The organism is Curtobacterium phoenicis (assembly GCF_047238015.1).
GTDB lineage: Bacteria > Actinomycetota > Actinomycetes > Actinomycetales > Microbacteriaceae > Curtobacterium.
Map to the genome: position 1 here is coordinate 1,922,232 of NZ_JBDFLZ010000002.1, position 24,764 is coordinate 1,946,995.

Annotated in this window: 26 protein-coding genes and 1 tRNA gene; 11 read left to right on the top strand and 16 right to left on the bottom strand. The window is 72.3% G+C overall.

The genetic code is table 11. The features are described 5' to 3' along the window. The first annotated feature begins 191 nt into the window (after positions 1-191). Together ABC270_RS09320 and ABC270_RS09325 are read left to right on the top strand one after the other, a co-directional pair. Complete coding sequence (locus ABC270_RS09320) at positions 192-680, top strand: peroxiredoxin (RefSeq protein WP_058724724.1); 489 nt, start codon at positions 192-194, stop codon at positions 678-680. Positions 681-733: 53 nt separating this feature from the next. After that, complete coding sequence (locus ABC270_RS09325; protein WP_412880524.1) at positions 734-1,663, top strand: alpha/beta fold hydrolase; 930 nt, start codon at positions 734-736, stop codon at positions 1,661-1,663. Between the two features lie 118 nt (positions 1,664-1,781). Here the strand turns inward: ABC270_RS09325 and ABC270_RS09330 are convergent, their stop codons facing one another. From ABC270_RS09330 to ABC270_RS09350, 5 genes are all read right to left on the bottom strand, one after another. Continuing rightward, the gene (locus tag ABC270_RS09330; RefSeq protein ID WP_412880525.1) at positions 1,782-3,353 is read right to left on the bottom strand and encodes an alpha/beta hydrolase; all 1,572 of its coding nucleotides are present in this window, start codon (positions 3,351-3,353) and stop codon (positions 1,782-1,784) included. After that, positions 3,350-4,357, bottom strand: a complete 1,008-nt coding sequence (locus ABC270_RS09335) for an amino acid--[acyl-carrier-protein] ligase (protein ID WP_412880526.1) — start codon at positions 4,355-4,357, stop codon at positions 3,350-3,352. Before ABC270_RS09335 ends, ABC270_RS09330 begins: the two co-directional genes overlap by 4 nt. Next, positions 4,354-5,760 (bottom strand): acyl-CoA dehydrogenase family protein, encoded by a 1,407-nt coding sequence (locus ABC270_RS09340; RefSeq protein WP_412880527.1) that lies wholly within the window; start codon positions 5,758-5,760, stop codon positions 4,354-4,356. The genes ABC270_RS09335 and ABC270_RS09340 overlap by 4 nt, the downstream gene beginning before the upstream one ends. Beyond that, positions 5,757-6,044, bottom strand: a complete 288-nt coding sequence (locus ABC270_RS09345) for an acyl carrier protein (RefSeq protein ID WP_412880528.1) — start codon at positions 6,042-6,044, stop codon at positions 5,757-5,759. Before ABC270_RS09345 ends, ABC270_RS09340 begins: the two co-directional genes overlap by 4 nt. Before the next feature lie 221 nt (positions 6,045-6,265). Continuing rightward, a complete protein-coding gene (locus ABC270_RS09350) occupies positions 6,266-6,643 on the bottom strand; it encodes a holo-ACP synthase (RefSeq protein WP_412880529.1) in 378 nt (125 codons plus the stop codon). Between the two features lie 134 nt (positions 6,644-6,777). On the opposite strand from ABC270_RS09350, the gene ABC270_RS09355 reads away from it, so the two are divergent. Both ABC270_RS09355 and ABC270_RS09360 read left to right on the top strand, forming a co-directional pair. Then, positions 6,778-7,815: a nitroreductase family protein gene (locus tag ABC270_RS09355; RefSeq protein WP_412880530.1), complete on the top strand. Its 1,038-nt coding sequence runs from the start codon at positions 6,778-6,780 to the stop codon at positions 7,813-7,815. Then, on the top strand, positions 7,812-9,386 hold the full coding sequence (locus ABC270_RS09360; protein ID WP_412880531.1) for a phenylacetate--CoA ligase family protein: 1,575 nt from the start codon (positions 7,812-7,814) through the stop codon (positions 9,384-9,386). The genes ABC270_RS09355 and ABC270_RS09360 overlap by 4 nt, the downstream gene beginning before the upstream one ends. A 54-nt stretch (positions 9,387-9,440) precedes the next feature. Here the strand turns inward: ABC270_RS09360 and ABC270_RS09365 are convergent, their stop codons facing one another. From ABC270_RS09365 to ABC270_RS09375, 3 genes are all read right to left on the bottom strand, one after another. Further along, positions 9,441-10,025, bottom strand: a complete 585-nt coding sequence (locus tag ABC270_RS09365) for a hypothetical protein (RefSeq protein WP_412880532.1) — start codon at positions 10,023-10,025, stop codon at positions 9,441-9,443. Next, positions 10,019-10,999 carry an aldo/keto reductase gene (locus tag ABC270_RS09370; RefSeq protein ID WP_412880533.1) on the bottom strand — a complete coding sequence of 327 codons (981 nt, stop codon included), beginning with the start codon at positions 10,997-10,999 and terminating at the stop codon, positions 10,019-10,021. The genes ABC270_RS09365 and ABC270_RS09370 overlap by 7 nt, the downstream gene beginning before the upstream one ends. A 68-nt stretch (positions 11,000-11,067) precedes the next feature. Further along, the gene (locus tag ABC270_RS09375; RefSeq protein ID WP_412880534.1) at positions 11,068-11,595 is read right to left on the bottom strand and encodes a hypothetical protein; all 528 of its coding nucleotides are present in this window, start codon (positions 11,593-11,595) and stop codon (positions 11,068-11,070) included. 192 nt (positions 11,596-11,787) lie between these two features. On the opposite strand from ABC270_RS09375, the gene ABC270_RS09380 reads away from it, so the two are divergent. Next, positions 11,788-12,264 (top strand): GNAT family N-acetyltransferase, encoded by a 477-nt coding sequence (locus ABC270_RS09380; RefSeq protein ID WP_412880535.1) that lies wholly within the window; start codon positions 11,788-11,790, stop codon positions 12,262-12,264. Between the two features lie 124 nt (positions 12,265-12,388). On the opposite strand, the gene ABC270_RS09385 is transcribed toward ABC270_RS09380, so the two are convergent. The 4 genes from ABC270_RS09385 to ABC270_RS09400 are packed head-to-tail and all read right to left on the bottom strand — an operon-like array spanning position 12,389 to position 16,537. Continuing rightward, the gene (locus tag ABC270_RS09385; RefSeq protein WP_412880536.1) at positions 12,389-13,213 is read right to left on the bottom strand and encodes a carbohydrate ABC transporter permease; all 825 of its coding nucleotides are present in this window, start codon (positions 13,211-13,213) and stop codon (positions 12,389-12,391) included. Continuing rightward, positions 13,210-14,166: a carbohydrate ABC transporter permease gene (locus ABC270_RS09390; protein ID WP_412880537.1), complete on the bottom strand. Its 957-nt coding sequence runs from the start codon at positions 14,164-14,166 to the stop codon at positions 13,210-13,212. Before ABC270_RS09390 ends, ABC270_RS09385 begins: the two co-directional genes overlap by 4 nt. An 11-nt stretch (positions 14,167-14,177) precedes the next feature. Further along, positions 14,178-15,536: an extracellular solute-binding protein gene (locus tag ABC270_RS09395; RefSeq protein WP_412880538.1), complete on the bottom strand. Its 1,359-nt coding sequence runs from the start codon at positions 15,534-15,536 to the stop codon at positions 14,178-14,180. Between the two features lie 35 nt (positions 15,537-15,571). Beyond that, positions 15,572-16,537, bottom strand: coding sequence for a carbohydrate kinase family protein (locus ABC270_RS09400; protein WP_412880539.1), 966 nt, complete (start codon positions 16,535-16,537; stop codon positions 15,572-15,574). A gap of 173 nt (positions 16,538-16,710) precedes the next feature. On the opposite strand from ABC270_RS09400, the gene ABC270_RS09405 reads away from it, so the two are divergent. Beyond that, positions 16,711-17,523, top strand: a complete 813-nt coding sequence (locus ABC270_RS09405; protein ID WP_412880540.1) for a DeoR/GlpR family DNA-binding transcription regulator — start codon at positions 16,711-16,713, stop codon at positions 17,521-17,523. Beyond that, positions 17,520-18,878, top strand: coding sequence for a 6-phospho-beta-glucosidase (locus tag ABC270_RS09410; protein WP_412880541.1), 1,359 nt, complete (start codon positions 17,520-17,522; stop codon positions 18,876-18,878). The genes ABC270_RS09405 and ABC270_RS09410 overlap by 4 nt, the downstream gene beginning before the upstream one ends. A gap of 205 nt (positions 18,879-19,083) precedes the next feature. Here the strand turns inward: ABC270_RS09410 and ABC270_RS09415 are convergent, their stop codons facing one another. Further along, positions 19,084-19,797 carry a hypothetical protein gene (locus tag ABC270_RS09415; RefSeq protein ID WP_412880542.1) on the bottom strand — a complete coding sequence of 238 codons (714 nt, stop codon included), beginning with the start codon at positions 19,795-19,797 and terminating at the stop codon, positions 19,084-19,086. Positions 19,798-19,850: 53 nt separating this feature from the next. Between ABC270_RS09415 and ABC270_RS09420 the strand changes: the two genes are divergently transcribed. Beyond that, positions 19,851-20,153 carry a hypothetical protein gene (locus tag ABC270_RS09420; RefSeq protein ID WP_412880543.1) on the top strand — a complete coding sequence of 101 codons (303 nt, stop codon included), beginning with the start codon at positions 19,851-19,853 and terminating at the stop codon, positions 20,151-20,153. 4 nt (positions 20,154-20,157) lie between these two features. Here ABC270_RS09420 and ABC270_RS09425 read toward each other — a convergent pair whose 3' ends face one another. After that, positions 20,158-21,003: a PHP domain-containing protein gene (locus tag ABC270_RS09425; RefSeq protein WP_412880544.1), complete on the bottom strand. Its 846-nt coding sequence runs from the start codon at positions 21,001-21,003 to the stop codon at positions 20,158-20,160. A 58-nt stretch (positions 21,004-21,061) separates the two neighbouring features. Between ABC270_RS09425 and ABC270_RS09430 the strand changes: the two genes are divergently transcribed. The 3 genes from ABC270_RS09430 (at position 21,062) to ABC270_RS09440 (ending at position 22,604) form a co-directional block, all read left to right on the top strand. Then, positions 21,062-21,514 carry a GNAT family N-acetyltransferase gene (locus ABC270_RS09430; protein ID WP_412880545.1) on the top strand — a complete coding sequence of 151 codons (453 nt, stop codon included), beginning with the start codon at positions 21,062-21,064 and terminating at the stop codon, positions 21,512-21,514. A gap of 13 nt (positions 21,515-21,527) precedes the next feature. After that, positions 21,528-21,603 (top strand) — tRNA-Val (locus ABC270_RS09435). A 29-nt stretch (positions 21,604-21,632) separates the two neighbouring features. Continuing rightward, positions 21,633-22,604: a DMT family transporter gene (locus tag ABC270_RS09440; RefSeq protein WP_412880546.1), complete on the top strand. Its 972-nt coding sequence runs from the start codon at positions 21,633-21,635 to the stop codon at positions 22,602-22,604. A gap of 138 nt (positions 22,605-22,742) precedes the next feature. Here ABC270_RS09440 and ABC270_RS09445 read toward each other — a convergent pair whose 3' ends face one another. Beyond that, positions 22,743-23,867 (bottom strand): AI-2E family transporter, encoded by a 1,125-nt coding sequence (locus ABC270_RS09445; RefSeq protein ID WP_412880547.1) that lies wholly within the window; start codon positions 23,865-23,867, stop codon positions 22,743-22,745. Between the two features lie 83 nt (positions 23,868-23,950). Next, positions 23,951-24,682, bottom strand: coding sequence for a hypothetical protein (locus tag ABC270_RS09450; protein ID WP_412880548.1), 732 nt, complete (start codon positions 24,680-24,682; stop codon positions 23,951-23,953). Positions 24,683-24,764: the final 82 nt, after the last annotated feature.

Here is a 24,764-nt window from a genome sequence, read left to right on the forward strand (position 1 = left end):
GGGTCGGACCTGAGGGAAACCCCCACCACTCTAGGCCCCACCACCGACCGCCAGGCTGATGGTGACGTGCACGTGGACAGGTGCTTGCATTCGGGTGACGTCGGCGTACGATTGCCGATCGTGCACGCGTGACCCGCGCCTGCACACGAGGACGGGCACACACCACGCCCGGGGAAGAAGCACACGCACCGATGGCACTGGAGATCGGCTCACTCGCGCCGGACTTCGAGCTCCCGAACCAGTTCGGCGAGCACGTCCGCCTCAGCGACTTCCGCGGCATCCGCCCCGTCGCCCTCGTCTTCTTCCCGCTGGCGTTCTCATCCGGGTGCACCAACGAGCTCTGCGTCCTGCAGGACAACATCGCGATGTTCCAGGACCAGCGTGTCGAGCTCATCGGCATCTCGGTCGACTCCAAGGCGACGCTCCGCTCGTTCGCGGAGGCGAACGGGTACGACTTCGAGCTCCTCGCTGACTTCTGGCCGCACGGCGCGGTGTCGAAGGAGTACGGCGTGTTCCTCGACAAGAAGGGGTTCGCCACCCGGGCGACCTTCGTCATCGACGTGCAGGGTCGCATCAAGGCCTCGATCATCACCGAGCCGGGCCTGCAGCGCGACGTCGCCGAGTACCGCGCCGCGCTCGACCGCCTCGCCGCCTGCGCAGCACCCGTCCCCGTCGGCTAGCGTTCCGAACCCCTCCGGAGGACGCTGACGCGTCCGGACGGATCGGAGGCTCGGTGCGGCTCATCGACGGACACACGGTCGACGACGTGGTCGCCTCCCGCGACGGCGCCTACGCGCCGTTCCCCCTGCGTGACGAACCCGCCCGCTGGTCACTCGTCCGCACGACCGTCTCCACGTCGGCCGGTCCCGTGGTCGTTCACCACCGACCCGGACCGGACCCCGTGCTGCTGCTGCACGGCGTCGCGGGGTCGTGGACCACGTGGACGCCGCTGCTCGACGCCGCGGACGGTCTGCGTGGCCACGGCGTCGTCCTGCTCGACCTGCCCGGCTGGGGCTCCTCGCCCGCCCCGTCGGAGCCGGTGACCATCGACGACGCGGCCGTCGTCGTCTCCGAGGTCCTCGACGCCCTCGGCACCGACCGCGTCCGGGTCGTCGGGCACTCGATGGGCGCCTTCATCGGGCTGCACGTCGCCGTGGTGCTGCCGGCGCGGGTGCGCTCGCTCGTCCTCGTGTCGCCGACGACCGCGGCCACGGTCCGTGCCGCTCGGCACCCGTGGCGCGCGCTCCGGACACTCCCCGCGTACACGCTGCTCCGCGCCGGGCTCCTGGTGACCGGGCGTGCCGCGGTGCCGCTGCTCCGTGGACTCGCCGCGGTCGGCTTGCTCCGACTGCTCGCTGCCCCGGTGTTCACGCACGTGGGCCGACTCGACCGCAGCGTGCTCGAAGCGTTCGTGCGCGAGCTCCGGCCGCGGGGGTTCACGGGCGCTGCCCGGTCGGCTGCGGCGTACGACACCGAGCGCTGGGGGAGCATCGCCTGCCCGGTCACGGCCGTGCTCGGGCGCGGCGACGTCTTCGCGCGGCCCGCGGACCTCGACGAGTTGCGCCGGCTGGTGCCCGACGCCCGCACGGAGCTCCTCGACGACTGCGGCCACTTCGCCCACGTCGAGCACCCCGCCGCGGTCGCCGCGCTCCTGGCCCCCTGACGCGCACCCCAGGGTCCGGACCTCCGGGTTCACGAAACGCGCGCGTTTCGACGTTCCACGTGTCGAGCGACGGGCGGGTCGTCGGAACGCGCGCGTTTCGTGAGGGAGGGAGGGGGTGTCAGACGCGGGCGGGGAACGTCGCGGCCACGCGGGCGCGGACCTCCGCACGGACCGCTGCGCGCATCGCGGGGGAGAACAGCGCGTGGTCGCCCTCCGGTACCCGCACGACGTCCACCTGGCCCGACCACCGCTTCACCGCACGACGTCCACCGAGCCGGTCGAACAGCTCGGCGTCCTCCGGTGCCACCACGAGCACGACGTCGGTGCCGTGCTGCACGAGCGGCCGGACGTGTCCGACGACGCCGCCGATCCGGTCGCGCCGGGCGATCCGGGCACGGAGCCGCTCGGGCACCCAGCGGTTGTAGAGCTCCCGGACACGGAGCCGCCGTGCGGACGGCTCGTCGACCGCTCGCACGTGGTCCGCGTAGCTGCCCGGCGCAGCCGGCGTGCGCCGGTAGTCGTTCGGGCTGATCTCCACGACGAGCCGTGGGGCCTCCTCGACCGCACGTCCGGCGAGCCAGGCGCCGGCACACATCCCGACGAGGGCGAGCCGCTCCGGGGGGACGTCGAGCGCGTCGACCACCGCGGCCTGGTCGTCGATCCACTCCTGCGCGAACATGAAGTCCCGCTCGTCCGGCCGTACGACCGAGCTCTCGCCGGTGCCGCGTCGGTCGATCCGGAGCACCCGGGCGCCGTCCCGCGCGAGGTCCCGGGCGAGTGCGACCTGGTAGTCGGTGGCGCCGACGCGGTGCTCCGCCGAGCCGTTGTGCAGCAGGACGGTGGGGGCGTCGTGGTGCTGCGCGGACGAGACCGTCTCGATCCCGAACAGGGCTTCGGGGCCGATCCGGACCATGCGCTCGGACACGCGCCCGTCGACGTCGAGCACCTCGTGTAGGGCGGGCTCCCGGACGGGCACCGGCTCCGTCGGGGCCCAGCCGTCGAGCCAGGAGACCACGGCGTCCACCGCGGCGGCGGGGATCCGGGCGTGCATGCTCGTCCGGTCGAGGAGCTCGGCGCTGCCGGTGACCTCGACGCGCTCGACCGGGCCGATCGCGCGGGGCGCCGGAGCACCCTCGCGGACGAACGCCACCGTCGGCGCGGACCGCGGGGCGTACGCGAGCGCGCCGAGGACGTCGGCCTCGGCCGCGTCCACGTCGATGCCGACGAGCGTCTCGTAGCCGTCGACGACGCGGTCCGGTCCGATCGTCATCGTCGCGAGCGCCCGCTGCCCGCGGAGCCACGCACGACCGGACGCCGGTGGGTCCCAGACGACGAGCGCGTCGTCGTCACCGGCTGCCGCGGCGGCGACCAGCGCAGCCGAGGCCAGACCGACGAAGGCGATCCGATCGACGCCCGTGCTGCGCAGCAGCGCGGCCGCGTGCCCAGCGGACCGGACCTGCGCGTGCGGGTCGGTGTCGGGGGCGGCGTCTCCACGTCCGGACGGGTCGTAGCGCACCGAGGCCACGCCACGAGCCTCCAGGCGGTCCGCCAGCAGACGGAGGGTGCGGTACGCGATCACGCCCTCCTGACCGAGCGGTGGGACGACCACCACCCCGGCCCGCGCGGCGGGCGGCAGCTGCACAGCCACGCGGACGGCTGGGGAGCCGGACCAACCGTGCAGGGTGCTCACAGCGCCAGCGCCGAGCGGACGGCAGCCGGCCACTCGTCGGGGTCGGTGCCGTGCGCGGCGAAGAGCGCGATGGTGATGCGCTCCAGGCCGAACGCGATGCAGGCACTGTGGGCGACGGCGCCGTCCGCGCTCCGGATGCCGAACGCGGTGCCGAAGTGGTCCTCGTGCAGGTTCGCGGAGCTGATGGCGGTCGCGTCGTGGTCCGGGCCGTAGACCGGGGTCACGAACTCGAACTTCAGTGCCTGCTCGACCTGGTTGCGGGCGAGCATCTGCCCGACCCGGCCGAAGAACGGGTCGTTGGCCGGCACGACGTCGATCTCGAGCCCGAAGGACTCGAGCAGGTCGCGCATGACCGGGATCCGGCCGTCGCGGTGGGCCTTCGCCGAGTCCGGCGTGCCGACGTGCACGAACTCGTGCATGTGGAACGCCTGGAGTCGCATCGGGTCGAGCGAGGGCTCGCGGCGGAACGAGTCGCCGAGGATGTCGAAGGACCGGCCCCCCTCGGGCACGACGTCGCCGACGAGGCCGTACACGGGGTGGCACACGGCCGGGGTGAGCATGAGGTCGGCGGGTTCGAGGAAGCCCTCCCAGCGCTCCCCGCGCTCGCGGGCGGCGAGGAGCGCCCGGTGCGTGCGGTCGTCCCCGGTGAAGCCGGAGATCGACGCGGCGAGGTCCGGGAACGAGGCGATGTAGTCCGTCTGCTCGAAGGACGCCAGCGGCTCGACCGGCGGGAACCGCAGGACCTCGGCGTCGAGGTCGGCCTGGCTGCGGACGGCGGCGGCGTCGACGGCGGAGTACACGCGCTCGAACACCCCGGTCCGGCCGTAGAGGCCGGGCGAGCCGAGGTCGAGGAGCACGCCGTCGGCGAGCAGGCGGCCGCGGAGGTCCGCGCGGGCCGCGCCGAGGGCGTCCGGGGCGGCGGCGCCGTCAGCGGCGGCGCCGTCTGCAGCGGCGGACGTGGATGCGGCGTCCACGGCGGTGTCGTGGTCGAGGTGGATGGTCACAGGAGTGCTCCCGTCATGAGCGCCAGGCCGGCGTCGTTGTGGAGGAGACGGTCGTTGCTCACCATGACGGCGGCCCCGTGGGCGTCTCGGAGGTGTCGGGCGATGCTGGCGGGACCGCTCGCGGCGTACCCGGCGATCCCCACGATGCGCAGGGACCGGGTGACGAGGTCGGTGACGCGTTCGGACGCCCCGATCTTGAGGGCGTTCGCGGACAGGGCGTACGCCGTGGAGTCGAGGACGTCGGTGTCCTCGGCGATCACGTCGTAGCGTTCCGCGGCGTGCCGGACGGAGTCGGCGAGCGACTGCAGCTCGACGAGCAGTTCGGCGAGCCGGAGCGCGCCGGGCGGTGTCGACCCGACGGCGGCGCGGGCCTGCTTCCGGACGGCCGCGCGGGCCCGGTCGGCTGCGTCGGCGGCGATGCCGAGCCAGACCGATGCCCAGAGCACGTGCGACACCGGGAGCACGGTGCGGGCACTGACGGTGGCGTAGTCGTCGCGGAGCACGTGGTCGGCCGTGGTCTCCGTGTCGAGCACCCAGCCGTTGCTGCAGGTGCCGCGGAGCCCGAGGGTGTCCCACGTCGAGGTCTGCGTGAGCGTCGTGTGCTCGGGCAGCGCGACCACGACGCGCTGGTCGGAGGCCGCGGCGTCGACGTCCCGGCGGGCGGTGACGAGGATCGCGTCCGCCTCGGTGGCGTAGGAGATCACCGGAGCGTCCTTGCGGAGCCGGATGCGACCGTCGGCGTCGGGCTCGAGCGCGCAGGTGCTCCGACGGGCGTCACCGCCGATGCCGCGCTCGGTGGTCGAGGACGCGAGCAGCGCACCCTCGCGCACCCGCGCCACGAGGTCGGTCACGCCGGCACCGTCGCCGCCGTGCCGCCACAGCGCCATCGCCTGGCCCTGGTGCATCGCGAACACCATCGCGGTCGCCGCGCAGGCCCGTCCGAGCTCGGTCGCGATGACCGACAGCTCGGCGACGGTGGCTCCTTCGCCACCGAGCGCCGCCGGGACGGCCGCGGCGAGGAGCCCGTGCTCCTTCATGGCGGCGATCGCCTCGCGCGGGGGCCGGGCGTCCCGGTCCACCTCGTCGGCGAAGAGCCGGGCGACGTCGGCGACGAGTCCGGTGCGGGTCGCGAAGCGCCCGCACGGGTCGGTACCGGTGACGCTCGGCTCCGTGGCGGCAGCGGCCGGAGCGGCTGCAGCGGCCGGAGCGGCGGAGACGGCCGGAGCGTCGCCGCGGCCCGGAGTGGCGGAGACGGTGGCGGCCGGAGCGCTGGCGGCTGCCGCAGCGACGAGCTCGACGTCCGGCTTCGCGGCGCGGTGAGCGCGACGGCCGGAGCCGCTCCGGCCCGCTGCCGGGACCACCGGCACCGGCGCGGTCGGCGGAGCCGCGTCGATCACCGTCACGAGGCGAGCCCGGCAGCGTGCACGATCGACTCGACCGTGGCGAACGTCGACCGGTTGAGCACGGCGTCCGGGAACTCCACGTCGAGTTCGTTCTCGACCGCCAGCATCACGTTGACGGTGGCGTGCGAGGTCAGACCGAGTGCGTAGAGGTCCGCGATCGATGCCACGTCCCACGCGTCGACGGTGAGGCGTCCGTGGGCGGCGAGGGCACGACGGACGGCCTGCTCGGTGCTGGGTTCGGCGAGCGCGACGGCGGTCGCGCGGGTCTGCTGGTCCTGGTCCATGCGGCAACCGTAATGAGGATCGCGCCCCGGAAAGCCGCCGCCTGGGTGCGCGAAACCGCACGACCTCGTGCGCGCCCTGAGTGGATGTACAGGAGCGCGGAGAACGGGGTGGGCGCCCTCGGCGGCACACGTCCGGGTCGGCGACACGACCCGCGGCGAGGGCGCTCAGCGCGGGGTGACGGCCGTGGTCGCGCCCCGCTCCGTCGCCGCGTCACGCTCCGTCACCGCTCGCTCAGGGCGACGGCGGTCGCGACGGCGAGGCCGCGTTCGTGCGACAACGAGATCGCGATCGGCCCGCAGCCGACCGCCTCGGCGAGGGCCGCGGCGGCACCGGCGAGCTGCACGGTGGGCGCGCCGTGCTGGTCGAGGACGACGGCGACGTCCGCGAGGGGCACCGGGTCGGTGCGGGACGGACGGAGGAGCTTGACGACCGCCTCCTTACCGGCGAAGCGGGCAGCGAGGCGTTCGGGGTCGTCGCCGGTGTCGACGCGCTCCTGCACGGTGAACACCCGGGAGAGGTAGCGCTCGCCGTGGGCCGCGATGCCGCGGATGACGTCCTCGACGTCGGCCAGGTCGGTGCCCGTCCGGATCACGGTCATGCCGTCAGGTTACCCGCGGGTCTCGCCTCCGCGTGCCTGCCCACGACCCGCGTTCGGCACCGTGCATGTCGCCGCGGGCATGAGCGTCGGAGGCGTGTGGGTAGCATCGGCGCCACGACCACCGAGGGGGAACGATGGCATCACCGTGGACCGGCATCGTCGAGGACGCCCGGCACTACCCGTCACCGCACAACTCGCAGCCGATCGTGCTCCGCGTCGAGGACGACCGGACGGCGACCGTGTTCTACGACCTGCGACGAGGGCTGCCGGCCGAGTCGTTCGGGATCCCGTTCGGGCACGTGTGCGCCGGAGTCTTCCTCGCCGGGCTCGACGTCGTCGCCCGCGCGCACGGGTTCGCGGTGACGGAGGAGCTCGACCACGCCGAGATGGACTTCACCCGGCTCGACCGGGACGCGTCGGACCACCTGCACCGGCTCGGGCGGGTGACGTTGCGTCCGCACACCGTCACCGCGGACGACCGGGAGGCCCTGGCGCGCTTCACCGCGCGACGCACGTCGCGCAGGCCGTACGACGCGACGCTCGTGGACGCCTCCGCCGTGTCCGCCGCGGTCGACATCGCGGCGGCCTCGGGGCACCGGTTCCGGACGACCGCCGACCGTGCGACGGTCGACGAGATCGTGCGGGTGAACCAGGAGACCCTGTTCGACGACCTCCGGAACGACGCCGTCCACGAGGAGATCCTGCACTGGTTGCGCTTCTCGAAGCGGCAGGCGGCCGAGACCGGCGACGGCCTGTCCGCCGAGACGATGCTCATGCCCGGGCCGGTGCTGCGGTTCGCGATGGAGCACCGCGGGCTGTGGGAGGCGCCCGGTGTCGGCGGGCTGTTCAAGCGCGTGTACCTGTCGACGATGCGCGGGGTCCGCCAGCTCGGCTGGCTGGAGGGGCCGTTCGCCTCGCCCGCCGAGTACGTCGAGGCTGGCCGGGTGTTCATGCGCATCTGGCTCGACTTCACGGCGCGCGGCATCGCGCTCCACCCCTTCGGCACGGTGATCACGAACCCGCGTTCGCACGCCGCGTTCGTGGAGCGAGCGGGCGTCGACGAGTCGGGCGGCGACATGGCGTGGATGCTCTTCCGCTTCGGGCACAGCGACCCGCCACCGCTGGCCCACCGCCGCCCGGCGTCGGCGATGACGATCGGGGCGGACTCGTGAAGCGCGCGGCCGTGTTCTCCGTCGTGTGGGTTGTCGAGACGTTCGTCGCGCTGTTCATGCCGCGCGTGCAGACCCACAAGCTCCTGCTCGCCCCGGGCATCGAGCCGCTGCGGTGGACCCTCGGACGGTGGCGTGCGTGGCGGACGGCGGAGCGCGCCGCGAAGCGGGTGCCCGCCTACCGAGCGTTCCTGGCGGAGCAGGGGCGTGCCTCCCGGCTGGACACCCGCGGCGGCATCGCGGCCGCGCTGGCGGGCCTGCCCGAGATGGACAAGGACTCCTACGTCAAGCGGTGGAGCATCCCGGAGCGGTGTCTCGACGGTCGGCTGCCACGGCGCGGTGTCGTCGTCGACGAGTCGAGCGGGTCGAGCGGTACGCCGACGAGCTGGGTCCGGGGCCCGGACGAGCGGCAGGCGACCCGGCAGCTGCTGCAGCTCGGGTTCTCCCGCACGGCGAAGGACCTGCCCAAGCAGCCGTTCGTGCTGAACGCCTTCTCGCTCGGGGCGTGGGCGACCGGCATGAACGTGACGGCGTCGCTCACCGAGTCGTCGATGATCAAGTCGATCGGTCCCGACCGCGACAAGATCGTGCAGACGATGCGGGAGTTCGGCCCGGACTTCACCTACATCATCTGCAGCTACCCGCCCTTCCTCAAGGCACTCTTCGAGGACGACCGGCTCGACTGGAGCCGGTACACGATCGTCGCGGCGTTCGGCGGGGAGGGCATCAGCGAGAACATGCGCGCCCACATCGAGCAGTACGCGCAGGCGGTGCTCGGGTCGTACGGGGCGAGCGACCTCGAGATCAACCTCGGCATCGAGACGCCCTTCTCGGTCGAACTGCGGCGGGCGATCGCGGCGTCGCCCGAGCTGTCGGCCGCGTTGACGAAGCAGGGGGAGTACGGCGTCCTCCCGATGATCTTCCAGTTCAACCCGTTCGGCTACCTCATCGAGACGAACGACCGCGGCGAGCTCGTGGTCACGATCACCCGGTCGGAGAACATCAGCCCGCGGATCCGGTACAACATCCACGACCGTGGGCACGTCGTCCGGATGCGTCCGCTGCAGCAGACGCTCCGTGCACACGGGTTCGACGAGCTCGCGGACTCCGCCGAGCTCGATCTGCCGCTGCTGTTCCACTACGGACGCTCCGACCTCTCCGTCGACTACAACGGTGCGGTGGTCGCGCCCGACGTGGTGCGGGACGTCGTGTACGGCGATCCGGGGCTCCTCGAGGCCGTGGAGAACCACCGGCTCATCAGCTACGAGGACGACCGTGGGGACCGGCAGCTCCACATCGCGTTCCAGCTCGCCTCCGGCGCCTCGGGGTTCGACGCCGACGGCGCTCGCCCCGCGGTCGTCTCGGAGCTGCGGCGGTTGAACAAGGACTTCTCGAACGCGATCCGGACCGCACCCCCGGGCACCCTGCCGACGGTGGCGTTCTACCCCTACCGGACGGGGCCGTTCCGCGACGACGGGCGGAAGCTCAAGAACGAGTACGTGTGGCAGCTCGGCGCCGGGGCTGTGGCGGAGTGGGACCTCGACCTGTCGTGGACCGCCCCGAAGGAGGCCTGAGCGCCCGCGGTCTGCCGGCACCGCGCTCGGCGCTGGCGCGGGCGGCGGTCGCGGTCAGTGGTACTGCGGCGGCCAGTCGAACGGGGCCGGGCGACGAGGGGCCTCACCGATCGTGGTGACCTCGAGGACGACCTGCCGCAGGTTGGTCAGCTCGATCGAGCGCGGGTTGCCGAAGAACCGCCGCCCGTCGACCCACACGGTCAGGTCGCCGTGCAGGCCGCCGACGTGGGCGGGGCCGATCGATACGCCCCACTCGTCGAAGAACTGACCCAGCGTGAAGGTGTCCTTCGTCGGGGACTCGACGTGGATGATCCCCGACGTGTCGTGCGTGTGGATCTGCGCCGCGAACTTCGCCCGGTCGGAGTGTCCGATGTTCCCCGGCACGGTGACCGGCTCGTCGCCGTCGAGGATCGTCAGGTGCGTGTGCACGTGTTCGGCGAGCTTCTCACCCCACACGTTCGACAGCCCGGCGGCGTCGGCTCGCGTCGTGAGGTCGGTCGGCGCCGGCCACGGCGGAGCGTCCGTGGTCGTCCCCGCGGACGTGCCGATCACCGCACCGGACGAGCACCCGGCGAGCAGGAGGGCTGCGGCGGTGGCGGCGACGAGGGCGCGTCCGGCACGCCCGGCTCGGGTCACCACCGGTCGTGGACGGTGGCGCGGAACCACTCGTCGTAGAGGTCGTGCACGGTGCGATCGAGGCCGTCGACCTCGGGGAGGGATCCGGCCTCGGCGTTCGAGCGTGCCTGCTCCGGGTTGCGGGCACCGGGGATCGCCGCGGTGACGCCGTCCTGGGCGGTCACCCACGCGATGGCGGCCTGCGGGACCGAGACGCCCTCGGGCAGGGACGCGGCGAAGGCCTGGGCGGCGCGGACGCCGTCCTCGAAGTCGACGCCGCTGAAGGTCTCGCCCTGGTCGAACGCCTCACCGTGTCGGTTGTAGTTGCGGTGGTCCTGCTCGGGGAACTCGGTGTCCGGCGTGTACTTGCCGGAGAGCAGCCCCGATGCCAGCGGGACGCGCGCGAGGATGCCGACCCCTGCCTCCCGTGCGGCCGGGAGGACCCGGTCCAGCGGCTTGAGCCGGAACGCGTTGAGGATGATCTGGACGCTCGCGACGCCCGGCCGGGCGATCGCGGTGAGCGCCTGGTCGGTCGTCTCGACCGAGACGCCGTAGGCAGCGATCGAGCCGTCGGCGACGAGCGCGTCGAGGGCGTCGTACACGGCGTCGTCCTCGAACACCGGCGTGGGCGGGCAGTGCAGCTGCACGAGGTCGAGGGTGTCCTGGCGGAGGTTGGTCCGCGAGCGGTCGACCCACTCGCGGAAGTTCGCGGCGACGTAGTTCGACGGCTCCTGCTCGGCCCGACGACCCATCTTCGTGGCGATCGTCAGCGGCACGTCGGGGTTCGACGCCCGCCAGGCGCCGATGAGCTGCTCGCTCCTGCCGTCGCCGTAGACGTCAGCGGTGTCGAAGAGGGTCACGCCGGCCTCGACGGAGGCGTCCATCACGGCGTTCGCGTCCTGCTCCCTGACGGGACCCCAGTCACCACCGAACTGCCAGGTGCCGAGGCCGACGGGGGAGACTTCGCGGCCGGTACGGCCCAGGGTGCGACTCTGCATGCTGCCGAGCGTAGTCACGCGTCTGCGGGTGGTTCCGGGCAGCGCGCAGGGCGGACCGTCCGGTCGTGTCAGGAGAGCGCGGCGACCCGCTCGCGCAGCAGCGCCCGAGCCGCGCGCGCCCGGGGGACGACGACCACGCCGCCCCACAGCGCGAGCCCGACCCAGAGGGCGATGAGCATCGTCGTGATGAGCGGGCCGTGCTGGTCGCGCATCGACCACGACATCGCGATCCAGAGCACGCCGAGCAGGACCTTGCCCCACCCGGCGCCCTCGCGGTCGGCCTGCGCCTGCAGAATCGGGATCCAGACCTCGGCCGGGACGTCGGCGGGCACCTCCCGTTCCGCCACCCAGCGTTGCGCCTCGACCGAGTGTTCGTAGCCGCCGTCGAGTCGCCATGAGCGCATCGTCGTGAGCACACCGATCGCGGCCCCTGCGGCACCGGCAGGGACTCCGACGACGACCAGCACCGTCGGGGTCGCGGGTGTCCACGACGACAACACGAGCACCACCAGGACGACACCGAACGCCGCACCCGCGGTGCCCGCCCCGATCAGACGGAGGCGTCCCGCTTCGTCGACCATCCCGATGCCCTGCACGGTGCAGACGGTACCCGCCGTTCCCGTGCCCCACCAGGTGGTGTCGGGCAGGCGCCCCTCGGGCGTACCGTGTCGGCATGGAGTGCTTCGCGAGCTGGCGCACCCGCCGCTGACCGACGGCCCCGAGCCGTCCACCGCTCCCGTCCACCCGGAGGGGAGCTCGTCAGCGCGCTCACGAACCGAAGGACACCCATGCGCATCCGCGACTGCACGCCGGCCGACCTGCCGGCGCTGACGGACCTCACCATCGAGGTCTTCCGCCCGCTCTTCACCACGTCCCTGCCCGCTGCCCGGCCCGAGGTCACCGCCCACGACCACGGTCGCTGGGAGGACGACTACCGCGCCGAGGTCCCGTCGCTCCTCGCGCCGGCCGAGGACCGGTTCGTCACCCTCGCCGAGGAGGACGATCGCCCGCTCGGCTACGTCGGCTGGAACGTCACCGGCGGGACCTCCGGACGGCTCGAACTCGTCGCGGTCCGCCCCGACGCCCGCCGCCGTGGCATCGCTCGTGCACTGTGCGTCGACGTCGTCGACCAGCTCCGGGGGCGCGGCGTCCGTGTCGTCCACATCGGCACGGGCGGCGACCCGTTCCACGCGCCGGCTCGCGCGCTCTACGAGTCGCTCGGGTTCGTCGCCTACCCGACGGTCGACTACGCGCGCGCCCTCTGACGGGGTCTCGCGTCCGGCGTGACCACCGGCCGGACGGGAGGCACGGTGCGGGCCCGCACCGCGCCTCCCGTCCGGTGGTCGGCCCGTCCCGACGCGCAGCCCGCGGCGACCGCCGACCACCCGCTCAGCGGTCGGCGATGCCGCCGAGCATCCCGGAGATGAAGCGCTTCTGCAGGAAGAAGTAGAGCAGGACGATCGGCAGCGCGACGATCACCCCCGCGGCGGAGAGCAGTGAGAAGTCGGTGAGGTGTGCGCCCTTGAAGAACGCGAGGCCGAGCGGGGCGGTCCGGTGGTCCTCGCTGGTGATGAGGACGAGGGGGAGCAGGAACTCGTTCCAGGTCCACATGGTGATGAGGAGCGCCATCGTCATGATCGGCGCGACCGACGACGGCACGATGACCTGCCAGAGGAGTCGCACGTCGCGGGCGCCGTCGAGTCGGGCGGCCTCGATGACCTCGCCGGGGAAGCTGCGGAACTGGTTCCGCATCCAGAAGATGCCGAACGCCAGGGACTGCGCGGTCTGCGGGAGGATCAGGCTCGTGTAGGTGTCGGTCAGGCCGACGGATCGCAGGTTGAAGTACAGCGGGATGATGAACGCTTCGGCGGGGAGCATCAGGCCGGCGAGCATCACGAAGAAGATGACGTTCGAGCCGAAGAAGTCGAGCCGCGCGAAGGCGAACCCGGCGAACACGGCGAGGACCGCGGTGAGCACGACCACCGACACGGTCACCAGGACGCTCGAGAGCATGTACGACGCGAAGTGGCCCTGGTTCCAGGCAGCGCCGAAGTTGCCGAGGTCGATCGTGGTCGGGACCGTGAAGCCGCCGGAGTTCTGCGCCGACGGCGTGACCGAGGACAGCAGCACGCCGACGAGCGGGATGATCGCGAACAGCGCGAAGAGCGACAGGATGACGTAGTCGACGGTCTTCTCGCGGAGGGAGAGCCTCATGCGACGTCCTTCGGCTGGAGGCGGCTGATGAGCGCCGTGACGATCATGATGACGACCGTGAGGGACACGGCGACGGCGGCCGCCGATCCCACTTGCCCGGTCTGGAACGCCCGGTTGTACGCCTCGAACGCGGGGACCGACGTCGAGTTCCCGGGGCCGCCGCTCGTCGTGACGTAGACGAGGTCGAAGGTCTTCAGCGCCGACACCACGGTCAGCGTGAGCGCGGCGGCGATCTGCCCGCGGAGCGACGGGAGGGTGATGGAGAGGAACTCCCGGGCGGCACCGGCGCCGTCGATGCGCGCGGCCTCGAACAGGCTCGGGTGGATGTTGCCGACGCCGGACAGGAACAGCACGAGGCAGAGTCCGACGTTGAGCCACGTTCCGACGAACCCGATCGCGGGCAACGCGGTGTCGTACCCGCCGAGCCACACCTGGGCGAACTGCCCGAGGCCGACGAGTCGGAGCGCGTCGTTGAGGAGTCCGTCGGCCGAGTAGATCGACACCCAGATCGTCGCGACGACGACGGATGCGATCACCTGGGGGAGGAACAGCACCGTCCGGAAGAACGACATGCCCCGGAGCGCGTTGGCCCGCGAGATGAGCGCGGTGAGGAACAGTGCCAGTGCGACGGGAACGGCGGCGTAGAAGACCATGAGGACGAGCGCGTGCCCGAACGAGGCGCGGAGCTGCGCGTCCGTGAAGACGCTCGCGTAGTTCGCGAACCCCGCCCACGTCGCGACCGACAGGCCGTCCCAGTCGTAGAACGAGTACTGCACGCTCTGCAGGAACGGCACGCCGAGGAAGACCGCGAACACGACGAAGGCCGGGAGGACGTAGAGGTAGGCGACGAGGCTCCGTCGCCGCTTGCGGACGCCGCCGGTGGCCTGACGGGTCCGGCCACGGCGGGCGCTGCGGTCGGCAGCGCCCGCCGTGGTTCCGGTGAACTGGGTCACGGTGCTCCTGCCTACTGCTTCACGAATCCGGCGTAGTCGTCCTGGAGCGTCTTCGTGAACTGCTCCGGGGTGGCCTTGCCCGCGACGAGGTCCTGCATCGCCGCCGTGATGGTGTCGTAGAAGGTCGGGGTGGCGTAGTCGAGGTACGGCGTGATGCTATTCGACGACGAGATCGATTCGTAGTTGCTCGTGATGTCGCCGGCGATCGTGCCCGAGGCCGGGTCGTCGCCGTCCGGCACGACGGTCGGCAGGTTCCCCTTGTCGACGAGCACCTTCGCGGCGTCCTTGTTCGTCACGAAGTCGATGTACGCCGCGGCGGCGTTCGCGTTCTTCGTCTTCGACGTGATCGCCCACGCAAGGCCCTCACCGCCCATCGTCACCGGGCCGCTGGCGCCGTCCGGGGTGAGGGCGGTGAAGCCGATGTCCTTCGCGGACGACGCCGCCTCGAGGGTGGCCTGGTACCAGGTGCCGGTGATGAGGAACGCCGACTGGCCCTTGCCGAACGCGGCGACGGCGTCGTCACGCGAGACGCCGTTCGCGCCCTCCGTCACGTACCCCTTGTCGACCCAGTCCGAGATGGTCTTCGCGGCCTGCACCTCGTCGTCGCCCGTCCAGCTGCCGGACTTGCCCGCGACGAGGTCGTTCACCGCGTCGTGACCGGCGAGCGCGGACAGCACCAGACCGTAGAGGTGGATGCCGGGGCTCTTCTCGACGTCGCCGTAGCTCAGCGGCAGCGTTCCAGCAGCCTTGACCTTCTGCATGTCCTCGGTGAGCTCGGCGACGGTCTTCGGCGGGGAGTCGATGCCGGCCTTCTGCAGGACCGCCTTGTTGTAGTAGAGGCCCACGAGCTCGCCGGTCTGCGAGACGCCGTAGAGGTCGTCACCCTGCCACGTCTTCCCGTCCGACGAGAACGAGTTCAGCTTGAGGAGGCTCGACGGGTAGTACGAGTCCCAGCCGTACAGCTTCGCGTAGTCGTCGACCGGGCGGAGGAACCCCGCCTTCACGAAGGCACCCATGTCCGGGTACCCCTGGTTCGCCTGGACGACGTCCGGCGGGTTGTTGCCCGACAGAGCGAGCTTCAGGGTGGTCTTGAGGTCGGCGAAGGAGCGGGACACCCGCTTGATGGTGATGTTCGGGTGCGCCTTCTCGAACTCGTCGTTGAGTTCCTGCTGCGCGTCGTTGATGCCCGTGTCGGTGTTCTGGTCCCACACGGTCAGCGTGGTCTTGCCCGACCCGACGTCCTTCGACACCGGTCCGAGGCTCTGTGACGCGGCCGGCGCTGCCGATCCGCCCGGGGTGCAGCCGGTCAGGCCGATGGCCACGGCCGCCGCGACGCCGAGAAGGAGCGTCGCCTTGCTGGAGTGCTTCATGGTGGTCCGTTCTTCGGGTGGGAGGGAGCGGGAGGTCAGGCGTCCGTGAGGGCGACGGCGTCCAGGAACGACCAGTCGTCGTCCGGGGCCGCACGGCGGACGAACGTGCGGAGCTGGTCGGGGTGCGGGGCGCTCGCCGCGCCGCCGAGCCCGGTGACGGCGAACGCGGCCGATGCCGCGCCGAACCGGAGGCGCGTGGCGAGGTCCCAGCCGTGGTGTCCGCCGGCCATGAAGGCCGCGACGAAGACGTCGCCGGCGCCCGTGGGGTCGACGACGTCGACCGGGAGCGTGCTCGCGGTGACGACACCGTGTGCTGAGTCCACCGCGACCACGCCGTCGGCTCCGCGGGTCACGACGGCGAGCGGGACGCGCTCGGCGAGGACCTTCGCGGCCTCGAGCGCGGTGTCGGTGCGGGTGTACCGCATGGCCTCGACGTCGTTCGGGACGAACACGTCGACCTCGGCGAGCCGGTCGAGCACGTCGCCGGACCACTCGCCGGTGTGGTCCCACCCGACGCCGCCGACGACGGTCGTCCCGCCCCGGCGGAGCGCGGACACCCAGTCGGGGAGCGGCCGGGCGATGCCGACGTGCGTCGCCGCGACCGGGCCGAGGTCGTCCGGCACGTGCAGGGGACCGAGGTGCTCCTCGTAGGTGATGAAGCTGCGGTCCTCGGGGCCGGTGAGGGCGACCGACACCGCGCTCTGGACGCCGGGGACGAGGTCGAGCATGGACGTGTCGAGCAGTGGCTCCTCGGTCAGCACCTGGTGGACGTGCCGCCCGAGGACGTCGTCACCGAGTCGGCTGAGGAGCTTCGTCGGTGCACCGGCCCGCGCTGCAGCGACCGCACGGTTCGCGACACCGCCGGGCGTCACCGTGAACGCGTCCGCGAAGACCTCGGCGCCCTGCTCGGGGGCCGTCACGCCGGCGAAGACCAGGTCGCAGTAGACGTCCCCCGCGAAGAGCAGGGCTCCGGGGGCCGGCGTCGGGTTCGGCTGGGTCACGGCTGCTCCTCGTCGTCGCGGATCAGGGGGTCGACCGCGTGTGTTCGAGCCTGTGCGATCGATGTTGCGGCGACGTTACTCGATTGCGCCAGATTTGTTAAGTCTGTTCGAGTCTGGGGTGCGACATGTTCATTGTTGCGCGATTCTGCGCATCGTGGGTTACGGTGGGTCGCATGATCCTGCGTGAGCGGCAGAACCGCATCATCGAGGCCCTCCGTGCCGACGGCGCCGCTTCGGTGCAGGAGCTCGCGCTCGCGCTGCGGGTCAGCGCCGCGACGATCCGCCGTGACCTCGAGATGCTGGACCGCAACGGGGAGCTCGTGCGGACCTGGGGTGGCGCGGTCGTCGCGCCGGGCGAGACGACCCGCGAACCGTCGCGCGGACCGCACGGCGGTGCGTCCGGCGGCGAGGACGACGAGGTGGTCGAAGCCCCGTTCGAGGCCGCCGGGGACTACGACCTGAAGCACCGCATGGCGGTCGCCGCAGCGGCCATGGTGCAGGACGGCCAGGTCGTCATCCTCGACATCGGTACCACGACGCCCCTCGTGGCCGAGCTCCTCCGTGGTCGCGACATCACGGTCATCACGACGAACCTGGCGGTCTTCGACGTCCTGCGCGACGACGACGCCGTCCGGCTGGTCCTGCTCGGCGGGGTCGTGCGCCGCAACTACCGCACGCTCGTCGGGTCGCTGGCCGAGGCCGCGCTCGAGCAGGTGAGCGCGGACGTCCTGTTCCTGTCGTGCACCGGTGTTCGAGCGAACGGGCACGTCGTCGACAACATGGCGGTCGAGGCGCCCATCAAGCAGTCGATGATCGCCGCCGCCGAGCGCGTCGTGCTGCTCGCGTCCGAAGCGAAGTTCCCCGGGACCGGAGCGCTCCGGCTCTGCTCCCTCACCGACGTCGACACGCTGATCACCACGACCGGCGCCCCCGACGACACACTCGCCCACAGCCGGAACGCCGGCGGAGAGGTCATCACCACATGAAGCTCTGCATCCTCGGAGGCGGCGGGTTCCGCACGCCGTACGTGTACCAGGCCCTGCTCCGTGACACCGGCAGCCCCCGCGTCGAGCGGGTCGCGCTGTACGACGTCGACGAGGTCCGGCTGCACGCCATGGTCGCGATCCTCACGGAGCTCGCCGCCGAGTTCCCGGACGCGCCCGTGCTCGAACCGACGACCGACCTGCACCGCGCCGTCGAGGGCAGCGACTTCGTGTTCGCCGCGCTGCGGGTCGGTGGGCTCGAGGGGCGCCGCTGTGACGAGCACGTCGCACTCGACCTGGACGTCCTCGGGCAGGAGACCACCGGCCCCGGCGGTCTCGCGTACGCGATCCGCACCGTGCCGGTCATGGTCGACGCGGCGAAGGTCATCCGTGACCTCGCCCCGGACGCCTACGTGATGAACTTCACCAACCCTGCCGGGATCATCACCGAAGCGATGCAGACCGTGCTCGGCGACCGCGTCCTCGGGATCTGCGACACCCCCTCCGGCCTCGGTCGACGGGTCGCCGGCATGCTCGGGCTCGACCACACGCGCGTGCAGATGGACTACGTGGGGCTGAACCACCTCGGCTGGATGCGGCGCGTCATGTACGACGGCCGCGACGTCCTCCCGGAGCTGATGGCCGACGACGGCCGGCTCGGCGCCATGGAGGAGGGCCACGTCTTCGGCCTCGACTGGATCCGCTCGCTCGGCGCGATCCCGAACGAGTACCTGTACTACTACTACTTCAACCGTGACGCGGTCCGGTCGATCGTCTCGTCCGGCAAGACCCGCGGTGATTTCCTCGCCGAGAGCCAGTCCGCCTTCTACGAGCGCGCCACCGCCGCGGGCGACGGTGTCGCCGACCTCTGGCGGGAGACCGTCGCCCGCCGCAGCGCGTCGTACATGGCCGAGGCGAAGGGCGGCACGCAGGACGACCCGGTCGACCCGAAGGAGCGCGAGACCGACCCGTCGCACCAGGGGTACGCGGGGGTCGCGCTCGGCGTCATGGCCGCGATCAGCCGGAACGAGCGCCAGACGATGATCCTCAACGTGCGCAACAACGGCACGATCGCCGGTCTCCCGCGGGACGCCGTGGTCGAGGTCCCGACGATGGTCGACGCGATCGGGGTCCACCCGATGACGACCGACCAGCCCGACCTCCACCAGATCGGGCTCATGTCCCAGGTGAAGGCGGTCGAGCGGCACACGATCCAGGCGGCGCTCACGGGGTCGAAGGACGAAGCACTCAAGGCGTTCGCGCTGCACCCGCTCGTCGACAGCGTCAGTGTCGCGCGGGACCTCGTGCGCGGCTACGTCGACCGGATCCCCGAGGTCGCGGCGGTGCTCACGAAGTAGCGGGCCCGAGCCGCGACCGCGGCCCCCACGACCGCGGCCGCGGACGACCGGATTCCCCTCCGCGGACCCAGCATCGCGCGGCGCGCGCCACGGCGCATCATCCGGAGGGATGAGAAGTCGACGCTCACTCAGTCACGTGGTCACGAGAACGGACGGGAGGCGCGGTGGGGGCCCGACCCGCGCCTCCCGTCCGGGAGCGGTCGCGTCAGCGACCCCGCATCCGCCCGTCGGCCGCGGCGAGCGCCATCCGCTTTCGTGCGTCCGCGGCGGCGAGCGCCGCTCGCATGCGCTCGGCATCGCCCGCGGGCCATCCGCCCGAGCTCGTGAGCGGGAGCTCGGTCATGTACCGCCGGAGGTGCTCCGGGTAGTCGCGGACGATCCGGTCCGGGTCGGCACGCACGGTCGCGTACAGCGCGGGACCGTCCGCGTAGAAGAGGTCGGCGACGACGAGTCGGCCGTCCGACCCGTGCATGACGTTCGCGGGGTTGTCGTCGAGGGGCCCCCACCACGGCTGCTCGGCCCGGCCCAGGGCGTGCACGTGGTCGATGTGGTCGGCGAGTTCCGCAACCGACGGGTCCCTCGCCGCGAGGGCACGGTGGTACTCGGCGCCGACGTCCTCGGAGACGGGCTCGAGGTACTCCATCACGGTGAGGTCGGCGCCGCCCTCGAGGACGCGGTGCTCGACGAGCGCGGGCACCTGTCGGGTGTGGGCCGCGCGGCGGTACAGCAGCGCGGAGTACGGCCCGGCGGGGTCGAACGGGCTGATGCGCGCGGCGAGGGCCCCGGACGGGGAGCGCAGCGCGACCGCCCAGTCGCCGGCTCCGCAGGGGGTCCATCCGAGTTGCTCGAGCATCGCGACCACGTCGGTCCACGGCTGGGCCGGGGTGAGGTGGTGGAGGAACGCGTCAGCGGGGTCCATTCCTCCATCTTGCCGTTCGAACGTGTGTTCGAATCCGTGGCACGATGGTCGGCATGGGTCAGAACCGACGGTACGGAACCGATGTCTCCCGCGCTGCGGTCAACGAGTTCCTGACGCGCCCGTACCCGGTGACCCTGACGCGCGAGGAGATCGGCCCGGAGCCGGCGACCCCGGTGACCGACGGTGAAGTGGTCGACGTGTGGTTGCGGTTCGTGGAGGTCCGCGTGCAGGAGCGAGCGGTCGTCGTCGCGTACACCGATCGCGCGGTGCAGGTGGAGGTCGCACGGCGCGACGGCTCGCGGTACCGGGTGTGGGTGTGGCAGGGGGCCGTCACCATGCCCGGCCGCGAACGCTGAGGTCTCAGCGCGTCCAGAAGTCCTCGGGCCGCCGGCCGGGGCGGAACCCGAAGTGCTCCACCATCGCCACTGCCTCCGGGAAGCCCGACGTGAGGACGTCCGCACTGTGCGCGTCGCTCCCGAACGTCACGGCGCGCCCGCCCTCCTCGGCCCACCACTGCGGCACCCACGACCAGAGCCGCCGGGTGTTCATCTCCAATGCTCGGTGGGACGCGGCGAGTGCGCGCATCCCGGCGCGGAAACCTTCCTCGAACACCCTGGGGTCGAACGGTCCCGCGGTGGCGGAAGGCCACGCCCGGGCGGCGTAGTCGATGTGGGTCAGGACCGCGAAGGAGTCCGAGCCGGCGATCATCCGCGGCAGTTCCTCGAGGTAGGCCCACATGACGTCCGACGGTGACCGGTGGTGGTAGAGCGTGGCCGGTTCGGTACGGTCCGCACCCTCCAGCGGCAGCATGTGGAGCGACCCGTTCACCCGGTCGACCCGGCTCAGCACGTCGGCCGCGGCGGTGTCCCACAGGTGCGGTTGCCCGAACTCGACGCCGGTCAGGATCGTGAGCTCCGGGAAGTCGTGCCGGCAGCGCTCGATCGCGTCCAGGTACCCGTCGACGTCGAGCGGCGGCAGCCGGACCGCGCCGTGCTCGTCGACCAGGGCACGGGCGTGCGTGCCGAGGTCGTCCGGTTCGGCTCGCCAGTGGTCCTCGAGGTCGAGGTGCTCGGTGAACACGAGCGCCGGGAGGCCGATCCGGACCGCTCGTTCGCAGGTGCGCCGCATCGAGCCCGGAGATGCCGGGTCCGATCCCGCGTCCCAGGAGAACTCGCTGTGCACGTGCGCGTCGGCGGGCAACGTCATGCGCCCGACGATGCCATCCGGAGCGACCGCCGACAACCCCTTCCCTACGCTGAGTCGGGTGCACACCGCGCTCCGACCAGCCGTCGCCGCTGACATCGACTGGTTGGTCGAACTCCGGGCGGTGGTGCTGCGCGATGACCTGACCCGGCTCGGGGTGTTCCACGAGGAGCGGGTGCGCTCCAGGATGCGGGACGCGTGGCGGCCGGAGTGGGCCCGCGTGGTGGTCGTCGACGGCACGGACGTCGGCTCCGTCACGACCCGTCCCGACGGCGACACCCGGTGGATCGAGCACTTCTACCTCGCGCCCGAGGTGCAGGGCCGGGGCATCGGCTCCGCAGTGTTGCGGACCGTGCTCGACGAGCCGCACACCGGAGCGACGCGGCTCAACGTGCTGCAGGGGAGTGCCGCGCGCAGCCTGTACGAGCGGCACGGGTTCGTCAGCGACGAGGAGGACGACGTCGACGTGTTCATGACCCGCCGCGCACCGGGTCCGCAGCGGCTCGACCCCTAGGATGGAGCGGCAGGGGCTCTTAGCTCAGTTGGTAGAGCGCTTCGTTTACACCGAAGATGTCGGCGGTTCGAGTCCGTCAGGGCCCACCATCACCGCCCCGACGGCCCGGAGGTGACCGGTGCCCGCAGTACCTGACGACCGCGACGGCGTGGGCCGCGGCCCTGCCTCGGTCCGGCTGGGCGTCCTCGCGATCATCGTCACCGCCGTGCTCTGGGGCACCACCGGCGCCGCCGCTGCCGCCGCACCCACCGCGGGTCCGCTCGCGATCGGCGCCGCAGCCCTCGGCATCGGCGGACTTCTGCAAGCCGCGATCGCCGTCCGACCCCTGCGCGCCGCGTGGCCGGTGCTGCGACGGCACCGAGGGCTGGTGGTCCTCGGTGGCCTCGCGGTCGCGGTGTACCCGCTCGCGTTCTACAGCTCGATGCACGTGGCGGGCGTCGCCGTCGGGACGGTGGTGTCGCTGGCGTCGGCGCCGCTCGCATCGGGCGTCCTCGAGCGCGTCGTCGACCACCGTCCGCTCGGACGTCGGTGGGTGGTCGCCGCGGCGATCGGCGTCGCGGGCAGCGCCGTGCTGTGTCTCTCCGGCGCGGGCGCAGTACACGGCGCCACCGACGCACCCGGTCCAGCCGACACCGACCCGGGCGCCACGGTGCTCGGCGTGCTGCTCGGCCTCGTCGCCGGGGCGACGTACGCCGTCTACTCGTGGGCGGCGCACCGCCTGATGGGTGTCGGCGCAGGACGAGCCGCGTCCATGGGAGCGGTGTTCGGCACCGGCGGGGTGCTCCTGCTGCCCGCGCTCCTCCTGACCGGCGCGCCGTTCGTCACCGCACCGTCCGACGCCGCGGTGGCGCTCTACACGGCCCTCGTCCCGATGTTCCTCGGCTACCTGCTCTTCGGCGTCGGTCTCGCCGCCGTCCGACCGAGCACCGCGACGACGATCACCCTCCTGGAACCCGCGGTCGCGACGGTCCTCGCGGTCCTGGTCGTCGGCGAGCGCCTCGCTCCGGCCGGCTGGGCCGGCCTGGCACTCCTCGGGATCGCGCTGGTGCTCCTCGTGGCACCGCCCCTCCGGCGGCCCGCCCGGTCCTGACCACGCCAGCCACGGCCGGGAGGCACGGTGCACGTCGGACGCGCACCGTGCCTCCCGGCCGTGTCGCGGGATCGGCGGACGGCTGCCGCCGTCGGAACGGCGACCACCCGACGCGGCGACCACCCGACAGTCGGGGCGTCAGCCGACGGGGACGTCCTCGCGGCGCTTCTGCCGCCACGGCTCGGCCGGCTGCGCCGGCCCGTTCCACACCTGCACCACACCCCACGTCGCCGCGAGGAGCGGCACCGAGATGATCGCGCCGGTGACACCGCCGAGGATCGTGCCGGCGGTGAGGCCGACGAGGATGACGAGCCCGTGCAGGCTCAGCGTCCTGCCCATCAGCACCGGTTGGAGGAAGTTGCCCTCGATCTGGTTGACGAGGACCACGATCGCGACGACGATGACCGCCTGCACCGGTCCGACCGACACGAGCGTCACGAGGGCCGCGAGCGTGCCGGCGATGGGCGCGCCGATCATCGGGATGAACGAGGTCACGAACGCGACGACGGCGAGCGGGATCGTCAGGGGCACCCCGAGGATCGCCAGACCGGTCCCGATCGCGAGGGCGTCGAACGCCGCCACGGCCGCCGTCCCGCGCACGTAGCCCCCGAGCGTCTGCACGACCCGGTCGCCGACCCGGCGCGCCCGGTCGTACTGGCGGCCGGTGAAGGGGCGGAGCAGGAACTCCCACAGCGCCGGGCCGTCCTTGAGGAAGAAGAAGAGGATCACGGCCATCAGCACGGCGCCGGTGACGAAGTTCGTCACGGCCGAGATGCCGGCGATCGCCCCGGAGCCGAACTGGGGGCTCGTGACGAAGGACACCACACCGTCGACGGCGTCGTTGATCTGCGAGTCGGTGATCCGCACCGGCAGGTCGTGGAGCACGTCCTGCACCTGCTGGAGGCCGTCCACCGCCGAGGACTGCAGGCGCGACCACTGGTTCGCCACGGCCGCGACGAGCAGCCACGTGACGCCGGCCATCACCGCGAGCACCGCGAGGAAGCACGCGATCGTCGCGAGCACCGACGGCACCCCGTGTCGCCGGAGCCACGACACGAGCGGGTACAGCGCCGACGCCACGATGAGCGCGAGCAGGACGGGGATCGTCACGAGGCTGAGCTTCACGGTCGCCAGGACGATCATCGACGCCACCACGACCACCACGACGAGCTGCACGCAGCGGACCGCGAGCCGACCGAACGGGTCCGACCACAGCGACCGCCGGCCGTTGATGGGGGCGGTGGTCCGGTGCAGGAAGGGCATGGCGTCCTCGGGGTCGCTGGCGGGGGAGCGGGCAGGACCCCGTCGTCACCCACCCGACGCTACCGACCGGCACCCGTCGACGCTCAGCGGAACGGACGGACGTCGCTCGTGGTCTCGCCCCGCGGCGACAGCTGCACGAGCCGGTAGGACGCCCCGTCGTCGTACGCGAGCACCACGGTGTGGCCCTGCCACAGGTACGGGTAGGCGCTCGGCTTCGGCCGGTTCGCCGTGAACTCCGACAGCACCGCGCTCCGGACGAGCCCCCCGCCCCGCCGGTCGTACACCGCGACCTCGTCCGGCGAGCTCGCGGTTGCCAGCGAACACGTCGTGTCCACCAGGTACTGCTGACCACCGTCCCCGCGGAGGTCGCCCGAGGCCGTCACCAGCGAGGCGAGGTCACCGTCGCAGATCTGCAGGCCGGGGTGCGGCGTCGCGGCGATCGCCTGCTGCAGCCCGGCGACCGTCGTCGCCTCCGGGTACGTGTCCTGCGCGCCGGGCCGAGGAGGCTGCCCGGACGGGAACACGCCGCCGCCGTCGACGCTGCTGCCGCCGATGCCGGTGCCACCGCTGTCGCCGGACCCGTCCGCCGTCGCGCCGGACGGTCCACCCGGAGTCCGGCCCGCGGACGGTGCACCCGCCTCGGGCGTCCCCGACGGTGTGGAGGCCGCCACCGTGGGGGAGCCGGACCCCGGCGACGCGACGGTCGCCGAGCCCGACGGCTCCACGGACCCGGACACGGCACAGCCCGAGAGCGCGAGCGTGGACACGGCGACGACGATCATCGCCGGACGGACGAGAGACGAGCGGAGCTGCATGGCACCGACCGTAGCCACCCGTCGTCGCAGCACCACGACAGCTCGGCCGCGCCGACCACCGCACGGCGTCCCCGAACCGCAC